The sequence below is a fragment of the Pseudothauera hydrothermalis genome, assembly GCF_003345255.1.
Taxonomy (GTDB): Bacteria; Pseudomonadota; Gammaproteobacteria; order Burkholderiales; family Rhodocyclaceae; genus Pseudothauera; species Pseudothauera hydrothermalis.
The window spans coordinates 1,835,370-1,850,362 of record NZ_CP029331.1 but is presented as its reverse complement, the minus strand read 5'-3'; the positions used below and the strand labels follow the sequence as shown (position 1 = coordinate 1,850,362).

Here is a 14,993-nt window from a genome sequence, read left to right as displayed (position 1 = left end):
GTCGGGTTCTCCTAGTCGTCTTCAGGCAGTAACCGGCTTGTCGGCCGGCACCGGCTTGACGGGGATGAAGTAGCCGTCCGCGCCGATTGGCGTCAGCGGCAGGCCGGACTTGCTACGGCGCTTGCGTTCCGCGGCCAAGGGCGGACAGGCGTGGTCGTCGGTATAGAGCACCATGCAATCGAGGCACAGCAGGCATTCGCGCGGGTCGATGCGGCCGTCCTTGTCGATGGCAAGCGAACCGCAGCCCACCGCGCAGGCCTTGCAGCTGTCGCATTCCTGTTTGCGCTTCAGGCCGAACCAGCGGAAGGTGCTGGGCATGGCGAGCGAGGCGCCGAGCGGGCACAGGTACTTGCAGAAGGGGCGCTCGATGAAGATCGACAGTCCCAGCAGGCCGGCGGCGAACAGGGTGTAGGGCCAGCTACGGTTGAATAGACCCACCAGGAAGGTGGTTTTGAAGGGCTCGACCTCGGCCAGCATCTCGGCCAGCGTCATCGAGAACACCGAGACCCCGAGCAGACCGAAGAACACCGCGTACTTCACCCACTTGAGCTTGTCGTGCACGGGCTTGGAGAGTTTGAACTGGAAGCGCTCGAGGCCGATCGCCCCGCCGATCTTGTAGAGCAGCTCGGAAAGCGAACCAAACGGGCACAGCCAGCCGCAGAACAGCCCGCGCCCCCACAGGAAGACGGTGACGATGATGAAGATCCAGAACAGGAAGATGAACGGATCGGTGAGGAAGAGCTCCCATTGCCACTGAAAGAGCAGGGCATGGAACCAGGTCAGCACCTGGGTGATGGAAGGCTGCGCCAGCAGGTAGAAACCGACGTAGCCAATGCTGATGAGCCAGGCGGTGTACTTGAAGGCATTGACCGGCCACTTGTTCTTTTGGGTGGAGGCGCGGGTCAGGCGGTCACGGTTGGCATACACCACACCCACCGCCACCAGCAGCGCGGCAAAAAGGCCGATCTCCAACGCTCGGGTCTTCCATACGCGCAGCCAGGGCGGCACCGGGCGTTCGATATGCGGGCGGCCACCCTCCAGGTACTTGGCGGGCAGCCAATACTCGGTGTCGAAGTTGGCAAAGCTGCGTTGTCCGGTGGCGCGGTCGATGCGATTGCCGAGGAAGACGAATTTCCATGGATAGGCGGCAGAAAAGCTCGCGCCTTGGTGCTCCGGACGAATGATAAAGATTGCCGATTCGTCATAGGGCGGCGCGCCGGCGGCCGCCAGACCGTAGAGGTTGAGGTAGTCCAGATCCCGGAAGGTGAAGGTGTCTGCACCCTGACGGATCTGTACCCGGTCGTAAATGCCGCCGCGTACGAAGCCCGAGCCTTTGAAAGACTCCTTGCCGCCGCTGCGGATCACGAAAATAGCGTGTTCGGTCTCGCCCAGGCGGCTCATCAGGTTGCGCCAGGCGGCGTCTCCGAGCACCGCACGGCCGATGTCGGGCTGATTGAGGTAGCCGAACCACAGATCGATGAAGGGTTCGCTGCTGCGCTCCAGCCCGACTTGCTCGGGACGCACGGTCAGGCGCTGAATGCTGCCTTCCTGAACCAAAGCGTTCCAGTCGAGCTTGGCTCCGGTTTCAATGAAGCGCGCCGGCTCGCGCACCACCGGGGGCAGAATGCCGACTTGGCGCGCCACCGCTGCACCAGCGGTCATCATCACCTGGTTTTGCGCGATCACCGTCACCGTGGCGCCGGAAATGGCGTCTAGGCCGATGATGTTGTCTTCTGGGCGGTTGCGGCCGATTTCGATGTTGTCGCCGACGAATTTGCCTAGATATTGCTCGTTGAACTTGATCAGCGCCGATTCTGGAATGCCCAGCAGCAAGATGGGTTCGGAATGCTTGAGAATTTTCACCCCCGCAAAGTGGCCGTTCGTATCCATGCCGATCAGCGTGACGACCGGCTTGCCGGAATAGGCGGGAATGTTGGTGATGTCGGTCGACAGCATCACATAGCCGACCAGCGTGCGCTGACCGTTGGTGTGCGCATACCCTTCGACATAGTACGGCCGTCCCTTGCGCGCTGAAAATTCGGTGGCGCCGGGTAGAACTTCGGCGCAGGGCACCAGGCTGCACAAATCCGGATTGGTGTCGAGATCGGCCGGCAGTTGAGCGTTATAGGCGTCTGCCATGGCCGAGGCCGACAGCAACGCCACTACGGCGCCAGTGAGCAGTGTTCTGAAGAAAGCCGGAATTGTCATTTTTTTGAGCTGCAGAAAAATTGAAACAGCGTAACGGCGCTGCGGCTGCGACGTTCTGACGCACTTTAGAAGCGAACGCTTAAGTTGTACTTGTTCTGAATCAATTTGCGTCCCGCGGCGCTCGTGCCAAGGAATTGAACCCCTTTGCTCTGTCCACGGCATTCAGCGGGGAGGCACGAGAAAAAAGAGGGGCTGCAAAGCCCCTCGAAGAGATCACCCGATCGACCCGCTCCATGCATGGAGCGGCTTGCACTGGCCGGGGCTCGCGCCCCGGCCGGGTGCTCGGTGACGTGGCCAGATGAAGGCAGTGCCAGGTCAGGCTTCCACGATCATCCGGCCGCGCATTTCCAGGTGCAGGGCGTGGCAGAAGTGGGTGCAGTAGTACCAGTACACGCCCGGTTTGTCGGCCTTGAAGGTGACCGACGCGGTTTCCTGCGGATTGACGATGAAGTTGATGTTGTACTTGGGTATTGCAAAGCCGTGGGTCAAGTCCTCGATCTTGTCCAGATTGGTCAGGATGATGGTGACCTCGTCGCCGCGTTTGACCTTGAATTCACGCGGATCGAAAGCCGGCGCTTGCGAGGTGATACGCACCGTGACTTTGTTGCCGTTGCGCGTCACGCCGCCTTCTTTCGGGTCCTTGATGGCGAGCGGGAAGTCGTTGAGGTCATAAACCTGTTTCGGACGCAGCAACTCGCGTTTGAACATGATGAAGTCGTGCGGCTCGGGGCGCACCGGATGGTCGGCCACCAACACCATCTTTTCGCCCGAAATGTCGACCAACTGCTCGGTTTCGGCGTGCAGCGGGCCGACCGGCAGGAAACGGTCCTTCGAGAACTTGCAACCCACCATCAACCACTGGCCGTCGGCGAACATGGTTTCCGACTGGGTGGCGTTGATGTGGCCAGGTTGATAGTGCACGTCCAGGCGGTCGACCACATATTGCACGCTGGTATCGCCGGCGTGGAACTTGATGGCTGCATCGATATTCCACTTGACGATCTGGCTGTCCAGGAAAAGCGTGGTATAGGCGTTGCCGCGGCCGTCAAAGGCGGTGTGCAGGGGCCCTAGCCCCAGCTCGACTTCGGCCACGATGGCCTTATCGAGTTCGTCCAGCTTGCCGTCGAACCAGTCGAGCACCTTGGCCAGTTCGATCACAGTGGCGGTGGGCGACAGCTTGCCCGCGCAGATGAAATACTTGCCGTCCGGCGAGGCATTCACCCCGTGCGGGTTCTTTGGCACGCTGACATAAGCCACCAAAGCGGTCTTGGGGTCGGCGTTGGCGGCTCGGGTGCCATCGACCACCGGTACTTTGGAGTCGCCAATGGTGATGAATTTGCCGTCCTTCACTGCCTGTTCGATGCGGGCGATGTTGAAGAAGATGCAGGCGTCGCGTTCGGCCGACATCATGCCCTCATAGCGGTAGCCGCCCTCGGTGTTGTATTGGTTGGAGGCTGCCAGCTTGCCGTCAAAGGAGGTGGCCACCAGGTCGCAGTTGCCGTCGATCAGCACCTGCCAGCGTACTTCCATGCTCTCGGCATCGACGCAGGTAAATAGCGCGCGGTATTTTTCCGGGTTCTCCAGGTCGCGGCCGTCGTTGGGTATAGGCAGGTGGAATTCGGCGCCGCAGAACACACGAGTGGTGTAGTTGATCGACGGGTCGACCGGGTCGCGCTTGTCCGGAAAGATGCCGTGAAAACCCTGGATGTTCGGAATCTCGGTGATCTTGTCGCAGACAAAATAATCCAAGCGGATACGCGCCAGGCGGCTGTTGATCTTGTCGTTGATCCAGGCGTAGCGGCCGTCGTAGTTGCCGTCCTTGTAAGAGGCGTGGACGTGGTGCGTGTCGCCAACCGTATATTTCAAGGTGCCATCAGGCTTGGTGCCCATGACCGCCTTGGATTCATTGGTAATCCCCCAGCCCACCAGTGCGTCGGGCACGAAGCAGGGCACACGGTGCAACTCGCGACCGGAAGGCAGGCCCAGCACGCGGAAGTCGCCGGTGTGGCCGCCCGACCAAAGTCCGTAATACGTATCCAGTTCGCCCGGGGCAAGGTGGACCTTCTTGTGACTGCCGTCGCTGGCCGTCTTTGCAGCCGGTGCGGCGGCAGGGGCTGCGGCAGGGGCTGCGGCCTGTTCCTGTTTGCAGGCCGATAACCCCACCGATAAACCGGCACCGGCTAGGCCGGCAAAGGCGGCGGTGTTGAGAAACTTGCGTCGACCGGGATCGGGCTGTGCATTGAGCGTGTTGTTGGTTTGATCGTGTTTCATGATTGTGCGGCTCCCTTCTTCCAGAGGTGATCGGTGATCGTCCTGGCGCAGCGACGGACGCTTCCCGGGCTGACGCCTGCGTCATTTTGACGCTGCGACGATTTGTCGCATACGCACTCTAGGTAAGGACCTTTGAGGTGTCCTTGATTTAAGACAAAAACGAAAATCCGCCTGCAATGGCTGTGTTGAGCCTTCGCAGGTCGATTACCGGCTGCGCATAATGGCGACATGATCTCCCTGCGCTTAGATCCACTGTTCAATCCGCCCGGTAGCAATCAGCTTGCCCGGCTTGTTGTGTTGCGCTGGCTGTCGGTCGCCTGCATGGTGGCGGCTACGCTGGCGCTGCCGCCATTACTGGATGTGGAGCTGCCTCAGGCCAGTATGTTGGCAGTGGCCGTGACGCTGGCCGGATGCAACCTCGGCACTTTGGCGTGGTATGCATCCCGCCCCGATCCGCCGGGCGCATGGGGGCTGTTTGTCCAGCTGCTGGCCGATCTAGCCGGCTGGGGTGTTTTTTTGTATTTGAGCGGCGGCGCCAGCAATCCGCTGATTTCGTTTTTTCTGCCGCTGGTGGCCATCGCTGCGGCCATCCTGCCGGCGCTGCAGGGCTGGTTGTTGACCGCGTTGGCGGTGGCCGCCTATTCGGTGCTCTGGCATGTTCATCGACCGATCGTCTTTCATGTCGGCGCCGATGCGATGCGCTGGCATTTGGCCGGAATGTGGGTCACCTTCGTGCTGTCGGCACTGGCCGTGGTGTGGTTCGTTGCACGCGCCACGGCCGCACTGCGCCGACGCGAGCGGGAGTTGGCCGCTGCGCGTGAGGCGCAAGCGCGCGACGAACAAATCGTCGCGCTGGCCAATCTGGCCGCGGGCGCGGCCCACAAACTGGGTACGCCCTTGGGCACGCTGCGTATCCTGGTCGACGAGCTGGCGCGCAGCACACCGGCGGGCGGCGACATAAACGAGGATCTCGCGCTGATGCGCGAGCAGATCGATCATTGCAAACGTATTCTCGGTGCTCTGACCGCCGACGCCGGTGCGTTGCGCGCCGAAGGCGGCGGCGTCCAAGCGGCCGGGATTTGGGTGCAGACCGTGACAGGGCGCTGGCAGACGCTGCGCCCGCACACCCGAGCGCGGCTGGTGTGCGAGCCTGCGCTGGATGAGCTGCACATCGTTGTCGATGCCACGCTGGGTGAAGCACTGCATACCTTGCTCAACAATGCGGCGGATGTCAGCCCGGAGGATGTCGAACTACATGCCGGATTAGCCAACGGCACGCTGTGTGTCGCAGTGCTCGACCGCGGCCCCGGTATCGCGCCGGCGCTGCAGGCTGAGCTGGGCCGTGCGCCGCTCGGTGCGCGCGATGGCGGCATGGGTATCGGGCTTTTTTTGGCCCACGCCGCGCTCGCTCGAGTGGGCGGCTCGCTGAGCCTGCTGCCGCGCGCAGGTGGTGGTACGATCGCTCGCTTGTGTGTACCTTTGGAACGAATCCGCGCATGAGCGACGTGCTGCCACATTTGCTGGTCATCGATGACGATGTCGTGTTCAATCGCGTCTTGTCGCGTGCCCTGACACAACGCGGCTTCCGTGTCTTCAGTGCGCACAGTCAGGCCGAGGCGTTGCAATTGGCCGATGCCCATGAGCCTGAGTTCGTGGTGCTGGATCTGAACCTCGCAGGGGAGTCCGGGCTCAAGCTGATCGCGCCCTTGCTGGGAATCAACCCCAATGCGCGCATCCTGGTGCTGACCGGCTACGCCAGCATTGCCACCGCGGTCAACGCGGTCAAACTCGGTGCCATCCAGTATCTGGCTAAACCGGCCGATGTGGAGGCTATCGTCAATGCACTGCAGGCCGAAGGGGTGGTGGACGATAGGATCGAAAGCCGGCCGTTGTCGGTGGATCAACTCGAGTGGGAGCACATTCAGCGGGTGCTTGCCGAACATGGCGGAAATATTTCGGCCACTGCACGGGCTTTGAACATGCACCGTCGCACCCTGCAACGCAAGCTCGCCCGACCGCCGGCGCGCGCTTGAGCTTGCTTGGGGGCAGGGGGCGCAAAGCAAAAAGGCCGGTCAGATGACCGGCCTGGTGCGATTTGGCTCCCCGACCTGGGCTCGAACCAGGGACCTGCGGATTAACAGTCCGTCGCTCTACCGACTGAGCTATCGGGGAATAAAACTGGCTTGGTGCTGCGTGCCGTGATCGCGGGCGCGAGACGACACTTCCGAATTTTTGGCTCCCCGACCTGGGCTCGAACCAGGGACCTGCGGATTAACAGTCCGTCGCTCTACCGACTGAGCTATCGGGGAACAGAGCCGCGTATTCTAGGCAAGGCTCAAACCGGCGTCAAGGCGCTGTATGAGTCCAGTACCTTTGGCGCTCGGGTTGATGTTGCAGGAGGAAGGATAGCGGGGAACGCTGGCCGAGTGTGTGGTGCGGACGCTGAAGCGTTGTAGAAGACGAGCCAGTCGGCGAGTTTGCGGTTGAAGAGGGCGAGGTCGGTGAAGAGCAACTCCTCGTGGTCGTCCACGAAGGACTCCTGGATCGTGCGATTGAAGCGCTCGGCGTGGGCGTTCATCTTGGGTGTCTTGGGGTAGGTGTACCAGCGCTGGATACCGCGCTCCTCAAGGAGCCGGGCGAAGTCGGCTTCGAACTCGCTGCCGTTGTCGGACAGCACCGTCGTGGGGCGCTGGGGCAGCAGGGACAGGCCCTGTTCGAGGGCGCGGGCGGTGTATCGGGCGTGCTTGGAGGGGAGCCCCACGGCAAAGGCAAAGTGTGAAACTGGATCGATGAAGGTGACGATATAGCGGCGCATGCCGCAAGCGGATGCGCTCGCGGGTAGAGCAGGCCAGCACCTCCAGAGCTTGGGCTCTGACCTGCTTGGGTTTTCTGGGCTTGCTGTGTCGCCGCAGGGGCTTGGCCCGCCCGCGGCTGTCGATGCGGGCGGGCGCGTGGCGCATCTTGTCGGGGGCTCTGGCGATGATGCGGCCAATGGTGGAGACACTGGGCAGCGCAATACCGTGCTGGGCACACCAGGGCTCGAGTAGCACGTGGAGCTTGGCCTTGCCGAGGTTGGGGTGGAGGGTGCGTAGCCGCCGGATTTCGCTCACCAGGCGGGGGTCGGCCTTGGGCAGCCTGCGCTTTCGTGGAGCGCAGGATTGTGCGGCCAGGGCAGCCGGGTTGTCGCCTTGGGCTTTGAGGGCGGCCTTCCAGCGGTAGAGCGTACGGCGCGAGACACCAAAGGCGTTACGGGTCGCCGCCAAGCCGTGCTTGTCGAAGAAACGAAGAATTTCAAGGCGTCTGTGGGCATCTTTGGGCGTCATGTCCCAAAGATGCCCCAGAGCCGCTAGCAGGTCAAAACCCCCGGATGCGGTACCCAACGTGGTGGATTTGCATGACACTCCTCTTGGTTCACAGGAGTGCCAAAGGTTTCTGAGCTTATGCAGGGCGCGGATGACGATTTTTCTGCATCGAATCCCCCGCGCCTTACACGATGGGTTCAGCCTTTGACCACCGCAGCGATTGCTTTGGCAACGTAACCGATGTTCCGGCTGTTGAGCGCCGCCAGGCAGATGCGACCGGTGGATACGGCATAAATGCCGAAATCGGCCTTCAGGCGATCCACCTGGGCAACAGTCAGTCCGGTGTAGGAGAACATGCCGCGCTGCTGGATGACGAAGGAAAAGTCCTGCGCCACGCCTTCGGCCTTGAGCTGTTCGACCAGGCCGGTGCGCATGGCGCGGATGCGCTCACGCATGCCAGCCAGCTCCTCCTCCCACATCTGTCGCAGCTCGGGCGAATTGAGTACCGCACCGACGATGGCGCCGCCATGGGTTGGAGGGTTGGAGTAGTTGGTGCGGATCACACGTTTGACCTGGGACAGCACGCGGGACGCCTCATCCCGGCTGGCGGTGACGATGGACAGCGCGCCGACTCGCTCGCCATAGAGCGAGAAGCTCTTGGAGAAAGAGCTGGAAACGAAGAACTGCAGGCCGCTGGCGGAGAAGGCGCGTACCGCCACGGCGTCGGCATCGATGCCGTCGGCAAAGCCTTGGTAGGCCATGTCGAGGAAGGGAACCAAACCGCGCGCACGGCAGGTTTCGACCACTTCGTTCCATTGTGCGTCGCTGAGGTCGGCGCCGGTCGGATTGTGGCAGCAGGCGTGCAGCACGACGATGGAGCCGGGGGCAAGCTGCTCAAGTCTGGCCTTCATGCCAGCGAAGTTCACGCCGCGGGTGGCGGCATCGTAGTACGGATAATTTTCCACCGGGAAGCCGGCCGCCTCGAACAGCGCACGGTGGTTTTCCCAGCTCGGATCGGAGATGTATACCGTGGCGCCTGGCAACAGACGCTTGAGGTAATCGGCGCCGACTTTCAGCGCGCCGGTGCCGCCCAGCGCTTGCACGGTTACCACCTGGCCGTTGGCGATCAGCGCCGAATCCTTGCCGAACAAAAGTTGTTGGACGGCGCCGTTATAGGTGGCCGGTCCTTCGATCGGCTGGTAGCCGCGCGGCGGCATCGCTTCCAGGCGGGCCTTTTCAGCGGCCTTGACCGCGGCGAGCAGCGGGATTTTGCCGCTGTCATCGTAATAGACGCCCACGCCGAGATTGACTTTTTCGGCGCGGGGATCGGCGGCGAAGGCTTCGTTCAGGCCAAGAATCGGGTCACGGGGCGCCATTTCGACGGCAGCGAAGATCGAGGCGGACATGTGGGCTCCAGGTCAGGGAATCGGGTGCGCAGGCCGGCAAACCGTGGCATGGATGCGGCTGGCCGGGTGCCGTGCCTTGGCACGAAAAATGGTCAATAATGTTCGTTTTCCGCTGTCTGCAAGGCCCGCTTGCAAGGCAGTTGCAGGCAGTGGAACGAAATGGAAATTCTAGCATGTCAAATCCTGCACATACTGGCCGGATAGTAACCTTTGACGGCAGTCCGTTCCGTCTGCACCAGCCTTTTCCGCCTGCGGGTGACCAGCCCACGGCTATTGCGCAACTGGTCGAAGGTGTGCAGGACGGGTTGATGTTTCAGACCTTGCTCGGGGTGACGGGCTCGGGCAAGACCTACACCATGGCCAATGTCATCGCCCGCTGCGGCCGTCCGGCCTTGGTGCTGGCACCCAACAAGACCTTGGCCGCACAGTTGTACTCGGAGTTCAAGGAGTTTCTGCCCGAAAACGCGGTGGAATACTTCGTGTCGTATTACGACTACTATCAACCCGAAGCCTATGTGCCGTCGCGGGATCTGTTCATCGAGAAGGATTCGAGCATCAACGAGCACATCGAGCAGATGCGTCTGAGCGCCACCAAAAGTCTGATGGAGCGCCGTGATGTGGTGATCGTGGCGACGGTGTCGTGCATTTATGGCATTGGCGATCCGGTCGACTATCACAGCATGGTGCTGCACCTGCGCGAAGGCGAGCGCATCGCCCATCGAGAGCTGATCGCCCGTCTGGTGGCGATGCAATATACCCGCGCCGACATCGATTTTCGCCGTGGCACGTTTCGGGTGCGTGGCGATGTGATCGACGTGTTTCCGTCGGAAAACGCCGAACTGGCGGTACGCATCGAACTGTTCGATGACGAAATCGAGCATCTGACCTTGTTCGATCCGCTCACCGGCCATCTCAAACAGCGCTTGGTGCGCTTTACGGTGTATCCGTCCAGCCATTACGTGACCCCACGGGCGACGGTGCTCAAGGCGATCGAGGCGATCAAGGAGGAACTTGCCGAGCGGGTGGCCTTTTTTCAGCGTGCGGGCAAACTGGTCGAAGCGCAGCGTATCGAGCAACGTACCCGTTTCGATTTGGAAATGCTCAACGAAATGGGTTTTTGCAAGGGCATCGAGAACTACTCGCGCCATCTTTCAGGCCGTGCGCCGGGCGAGCCGCCGCCGACCTTGATCGATTACCTGCCGGCCGATGCGTTGCTGTTCGTGGATGAATCGCATGTCACCATTCCGCAGGTCGGCGGCATGTACAAGGGTGACCGTTCGCGCAAGGACAATCTGGTGGAATACGGTTTCCGCTTGCCTTCGGCGCTCGATAACCGACCGCTCAAATTTGATGAATTCGAGCGCCTGATGCCGCAAACCATTTTTGTTTCCGCCACCCCGTCAGCATATGAAGCGCAGCGTCAGGGGCAGGTGGTGGAGCAAGTGGTGCGGCCCACCGGGTTGGTCGATCCGGTCGTCGAAGTGCGCCCGGCCAGCACCCAGGTGGATGATTTATTGAGTGAAATCCGTCTACGGGTAGGGCGGCAAGAGCGTGTGTTGGTGACCGTGCTGACCAAGCGCATGGCCGAAGATCTGACCGACTATCTTGCCGACAACGGCGTGCGGGTGCGCTACCTGCATTCGGACATCGACACCGTGGAGCGTGTGGAAATCATCCGCGATTTGCGCCTCGGGGAGTTCGATGTGCTGATCGGTATCAACCTGTTGCGCGAAGGGTTGGATATTCCGGAAGTGTCCCTGGTAGCCATTCTCGACGCCGACAAGGAGGGTTTTCTACGTTCGACCCGCTCGTTGATTCAAACCATTGGCCGGGCGGCACGCCATGTTCACGGCACTGCGATCTTATATGCCGATCAGATGACCGACTCGATGCAGGCGGCCATCGGCGAAACCGAGCGTCGGCGCAGCAAGCAAATTGCCTTCAACGAGGCACATGGCATCACACCCAAAACCGTGGTGAAACGGATCAAGGACATCATCGATGGGGTGTATGACGGCGGCGACGGGGCGGCGGGTGAACCGGCCCGGGCGGACTCGTCCGATCCCGATTATGAAACCATGGATGAGAGACAATTGGCGCGTGCGATCAAAAAGCTCGAAAAAGCCATGCAGGAGCACGCCCGCAATCTGGAATTCGAGAAAGCCGCGGCGGCCCGCGACGAACTGTTCCGGCTGCGCCGACGGGTCTTTGGTGCGGACCAGCACGGCAGCGTTTGAGCGGGAGAATCGGCAGAATGAAAAGAATCCTGTTTGTGTGCACCGGCAACATCTGTCGTTCGCCGACTGCCGAGGCGGTGGCGCGTCGTCGGATCGAGGAGGCCGGCTTAAAGGCGTTGATCGAGGTCGATTCGGCCGGTACCCATGGCTATCATGTCGGCGAGCCGCCCGATCCGCGTACTCGCAAGGCGGCTGCGCGGCGCGGCTATCGGCTGGACGATTTGCTTGCCCGACGGTTGGAGATCGCCGACTTTCAGCGTTTCGATCTGCTGTTGGCCATGGACCGGGGGCACTACGAGAGCATGCTCAGGATGAGCCCACCGGTCTATCACCCAAAAGTCGATCTTTTCATGCGCTATGCGCGCAATTTCGACTGCGATGAGGTCCCCGATCCCTACTACGGCGGTGAAAGCGGCTTTGAGGCGGTATTGGATATGTGCGAAGACGCGGTCGCCGGCTTGTTCGAGGCACTCGCACTGGCTCGCTGAGAGCGTTGACCGATTTGCGCCGGCTACGGCGGGACACATCGGAGACCCAAAAAACAAGGCGGCGCATTGCGCCGCCTCGTCGGTTGACGCCCGATAGCTGGCGCGCGCTTAATGTTTGCGCACGGTTTCGACCTGTTGCAGGGGTTCGTTCGACACCTGAACCGGCGGTCGCGGACGACGACCCAGCGGGCGTGCCGGTTCCTCCGGCTGTTGCTGGAAGGCTTCCAACTTGTCGCGCCTGGTCTCGATCATCACCAGACCGCTTTGCGCCAACACTTCGCCCAAATCGATCGGCGCAGCCGGGGAGCGAGATTGCTCGGTGTCGGCCGCCACCGGCGCAGCCACCAGGGTTGGCGCCGGGGTTTGCACCGCGGTGGCGGCTGGTTCATCAGCCTGTTCGGCGGCAGCCGGCGCTGCAACCTCGGCTAACGGCGTGGCGGCCTCTACGGTGTCGTGCGGTACGGCCTCAGCGCCCGCAGCGGTCGTAGCCGCCTCATCCACCGCCGCGGGAGCCTCTTCGCTGGCAGTGACCGCAGTGTCCGCCTCGGCGGCTTGCAGTGACTCCGCTGCAGGCGCTTCTTGAGTCGATTCAGACACCGCCACGACCGGCAACGGTGGCGCCGATTCGTAGTGCTGGGGCGTTACTGCGGCAGGTTCGCTTGCGGCGACTGGCAACTCGGCGGCAGCTTGCGGGGCGTTTGCCGGCTCCGCGCCTTCATCGCTTGCCAAGCGATCCGCTTGCTCGGCTACGGCCGCATCAGAGGTTTCCGCGGACACGGTGTTGGTGCCCAGTTCAGCCGTGCTCTGGCGGCGCTCGCGGCGGCCACGGCTGCGGCGGCGGCGTTTTTCGGGTGCGGTGTCGTCGGCAGCCGGTGGCGTGCCGAGTGCTTCGCTGTCCGCGTCGTTTGCGGTGAGCGCCACCGCGGTTTGTTCCACTTCAGCAAGCGGTGCTGGACTGAGCGACTTATCGGTCAGGGCCTCGGCCGCACGCTGCTGGCCGCGATGGCCACGGCTTGGGCGGCTGCGGCTACCCTCGGCGCGCTCTTCACGCTGCGGTTCGGCACGTTCTTGGCGCTGCGGCTTTTCCCGTTCGGGCGCTTCCGCTTTGTCGCTGCGGGTGTTGCGCTGAGAGGTATTGTCGTCGCGCTGGGAATCGCGCCGGCTACGAGCGTTGCGACGATTGTCGGTGCGGGCGCGGCCGTCGCGTTTGCCACCGCGTTCGGCGTTGCCGTTGGCTGCCTCGGCCTCTGCGGAGGTTGTGCGACGTTCTCCGCGCAGCCAGGCCATCAAGCGGCCGAACAGACCCACAGGGGCCCGCGGCGGGGGCGCTGCCGGCTTGGATTCGGCGCTGGGAGCCGGCTGTTCGGGGGCAATGCCCTTGACCGCGGCTTCTGCGCGGGCGGGCTTGTTGTCGCCCGTTTTGCCAGGCAGGCGCACGTTGGCTTCTTCCGGCTTGGTGGCCATCTGGTAGCTGGCCAGGGCGATGTCCTCCTGGTTCAATTGATCATGGCGCAAGCGGACGATTTCGTGCTGCGGAGTTTCCAGGTGGCGGTTCGGCACGATGATCAGCTGAATCTTGTGGCGCATTTCGATGCGCGCGATGTCGACTCGCTTTTCATTGAGCAGATAAGTGCCCACATCGACCGGCACTTGCAGGTGCACCGCGCCGGTGTTCTCTTTCATCGCTTCTTCTTCGAGGATGCGCAGGATGTGTAGCGCGGAGGATTCGGTGCTGCGGATATGGCCGGTGCCGTTGCAGCGCGGGCAGGGGATGTAGCTGGTTTCGGCGAGCGCCGGACGCAGCCGCTGGCGCGACAGCTCCAGCAGGCCAAAGCGGCTGATCTTGCCGGTTTGCACCCGCGCGCGGTCATGGCGTAAGGCTTCACGCAGACGGTTTTCCACCTCACGCTGGTTCTTTTGCGACTCCATGTCGATGAAGTCGATGACGATCAGGCCGCCCAGGTCGCGCAGGCGCAGTTGGCGGGCGATTTCGTCGGCCGCTTCCAGATTGGTACGAAAGGCGGTTTCCTCGATGTCTGCACCCTTGGTGGCGCGACCGGAGTTGACGTCGATGGAGACCAGCGCTTCAGTGTGATCGATGACCACCGCGCCACCAGAAGGCAGGTTCACCTGGCGGGAATAGGCAGACTCGATCTGGTGCTCGATCTGGAAGCGCGAAAACAGCGGTACATCATCGCTGTAACGCTTGACCCGATTGACGTTGTTCGGCATGACATGGGCCATGAACTGGCGCGCCTGCTCGAACACGTCGTCGGTGTCGATGAGAATTTCGCCGATGTCGGGCTGGAAATAGTCGCGGATGGCGCGAATGACCAGGCTGCCTTCCTGGTAAATCAGGAAAGCGCCCGATTGCGCTTGCGCAGCGCCTTCGATCGCCCGCCACAATTGCAACAGATAGTTGAGGTCCCACTGCAATTCTTCGGCACTACGGCCGATGGCGGCAGTGCGCGCAATCAGGCTCATGCCGGCGGGCACTTCCAGCTGGTCCATGATTTCACGCAGCTCGGCGCGCTCTTCGCCTTCGACGCGACGGGATACGCCGCCGCCGCGCGGATTGTTGGGCATCAGCACCAGGTAGCGGCCAGCCAGCGAGATATAAGTGGTCAGCGCCGCGCCCTTGTTGCCGCGCTCGTCTTTTTCGACCTGGACGATCAGCTCTTGGCCTTCGCGTAAAGCCTCTTTGATGCTGGCCTTGCCATCGACGCCGGGTTGGTAGTAGCTGCGGGCGATTTCCTTGAACGGCAGAAAACCGTGACGGTCGGCGCCGTAGTCGACGAAGGCGGCTTCTAAGCTGGGCTCGAGGCGGGTGATGACTGCCTTGTAGATGTTGCTTTTACGTTGCTCCTTGGCGGCCGATTCAATATCGAGGTCGATCAGTTTTTGACCGTCCACGATCGCGACGCGCAATTCTTCGGCCTGCGTCGCATTGAAAAGCATGCGCTTCATTTTTGGTCGTTCTCCCGCGAAACACCCACGGGCAGGACGAACGGCGCGCACCATCGCGCTCTACGGGATCAGAAGCGGTTGGGTAGGGCTACTTGCATCCGTCTGGTATCAGGC

General features: G+C 62.0%; 9 protein-coding genes and 2 tRNA genes. 4 read left to right on the top strand and 7 right to left on the bottom strand.

Annotated elements, in window-relative coordinates:
- Nucleotides 1-21: 21 nt before the first annotated feature.
- Both DIE29_RS08940 and nosZ read right to left on the bottom strand, forming a co-directional pair.
- Nucleotides 22-2,208 (bottom strand): NosR/NirI family protein, encoded by a 2,187-nt coding sequence (locus DIE29_RS08940; RefSeq protein WP_114649696.1) that lies wholly within the window; start codon nucleotides 2,206-2,208, stop codon nucleotides 22-24.
- A gap of 315 nt (nucleotides 2,209-2,523) precedes the next feature.
- Nucleotides 2,524-4,479, bottom strand: coding sequence for a TAT-dependent nitrous-oxide reductase (gene nosZ, locus DIE29_RS08935; RefSeq protein ID WP_114649695.1), 1,956 nt, complete (start codon nucleotides 4,477-4,479; stop codon nucleotides 2,524-2,526).
- Between the two features lie 228 nt (nucleotides 4,480-4,707).
- Between nosZ and DIE29_RS08930 the strand changes: the two genes are divergently transcribed.
- A complete protein-coding gene (locus DIE29_RS08930) occupies nucleotides 4,708-5,979 on the top strand; it encodes an ATP-binding protein (protein WP_114649694.1) in 1,272 nt (423 codons plus the stop codon).
- On the top strand, nucleotides 5,976-6,512 hold the full coding sequence (locus DIE29_RS08925; protein ID WP_114649693.1) for a response regulator transcription factor: 537 nt from the start codon (nucleotides 5,976-5,978) through the stop codon (nucleotides 6,510-6,512). Before DIE29_RS08930 ends, DIE29_RS08925 begins: the two co-directional genes overlap by 4 nt.
- A 63-nt stretch (nucleotides 6,513-6,575) precedes the next feature.
- Here the strand turns inward: DIE29_RS08925 and DIE29_RS08920 are convergent.
- The 4 genes from DIE29_RS08920 to DIE29_RS08905 form a co-directional block, all read right to left on the bottom strand.
- Nucleotides 6,576-6,651 (bottom strand) — tRNA-Asn (locus tag DIE29_RS08920).
- 61 nt (nucleotides 6,652-6,712) lie between these two features.
- A tRNA-Asn gene (locus DIE29_RS08915) sits at nucleotides 6,713-6,788 on the bottom strand.
- Nucleotides 6,789-6,814: 26 nt separating this feature from the next.
- On the bottom strand, nucleotides 6,815-7,294 hold the full coding sequence (locus DIE29_RS14825) for a DDE-type integrase/transposase/recombinase (protein ID WP_237269432.1): 480 nt from the start codon (nucleotides 7,292-7,294) through the stop codon (nucleotides 6,815-6,817).
- 684 nt (nucleotides 7,295-7,978) lie between these two features.
- The gene (locus DIE29_RS08905; protein ID WP_108079922.1) at nucleotides 7,979-9,187 is read right to left on the bottom strand and encodes an amino acid aminotransferase; all 1,209 of its coding nucleotides are present in this window, start codon (nucleotides 9,185-9,187) and stop codon (nucleotides 7,979-7,981) included.
- Between the two features lie 173 nt (nucleotides 9,188-9,360).
- Here DIE29_RS08905 and uvrB point away from each other — a divergent pair, with 173 nt between their 5' ends.
- Entirely contained in the window at nucleotides 9,361-11,424 is a 2,064-nt protein-coding gene (uvrB, locus tag DIE29_RS08900; RefSeq protein WP_205409717.1) for an excinuclease ABC subunit UvrB, read from the top strand.
- 17 nt (nucleotides 11,425-11,441) lie between these two features.
- Complete coding sequence (locus tag DIE29_RS08895) at nucleotides 11,442-11,912, top strand: low molecular weight protein-tyrosine-phosphatase (protein ID WP_114649692.1); 471 nt, start codon at nucleotides 11,442-11,444, stop codon at nucleotides 11,910-11,912.
- 108 nt (nucleotides 11,913-12,020) lie between these two features.
- On the opposite strand, the gene DIE29_RS08890 is transcribed toward DIE29_RS08895, so the two are convergent.
- Nucleotides 12,021-14,879 (bottom strand): Rne/Rng family ribonuclease, encoded by a 2,859-nt coding sequence (locus DIE29_RS08890; RefSeq protein ID WP_114649691.1) that lies wholly within the window; start codon nucleotides 14,877-14,879, stop codon nucleotides 12,021-12,023.
- Nucleotides 14,880-14,993: the final 114 nt, after the last annotated feature.

What these genes read in the sequence shown, in the direction of transcription:
- DIE29_RS08940 (WP_114649696.1), bottom strand. Translation starts at nt 2,208, where the DNA reads ATGACAATTCCGGCTTTCTTCAGAACACTGCTCACTGGCGCCGTAGTG.
- nosZ (WP_114649695.1), bottom strand. Translation starts at nt 4,479, where the DNA reads ATGAAACACGATCAAACCAACAACACGCTCAATGCACAGCCCGATCCC.
- DIE29_RS08930 (WP_114649694.1), top strand. Translation starts at nt 4,708, where the DNA reads ATGATCTCCCTGCGCTTAGATCCACTGTTCAATCCGCCCGGTAGCAAT.
- DIE29_RS08925 (WP_114649693.1), top strand. Translation starts at nt 5,976, where the DNA reads ATGAGCGACGTGCTGCCACATTTGCTGGTCATCGATGACGATGTCGTG.
- DIE29_RS14825 (WP_237269432.1), bottom strand. Translation starts at nt 7,294, where the DNA reads ATGCGCCGCTATATCGTCACCTTCATCGATCCAGTTTCACACTTTGCC.
- DIE29_RS08905 (WP_108079922.1), bottom strand. Translation starts at nt 9,187, where the DNA reads ATGTCCGCCTCGATCTTCGCTGCCGTCGAAATGGCGCCCCGTGACCCG.
- uvrB (WP_205409717.1), top strand. Translation starts at nt 9,361, where the DNA reads ATGTCAAATCCTGCACATACTGGCCGGATAGTAACCTTTGACGGCAGT.
- DIE29_RS08895 (WP_114649692.1), top strand. Translation starts at nt 11,442, where the DNA reads ATGAAAAGAATCCTGTTTGTGTGCACCGGCAACATCTGTCGTTCGCCG.
- DIE29_RS08890 (WP_114649691.1), bottom strand. Translation starts at nt 14,879, where the DNA reads ATGAAGCGCATGCTTTTCAATGCGACGCAGGCCGAAGAATTGCGCGTC.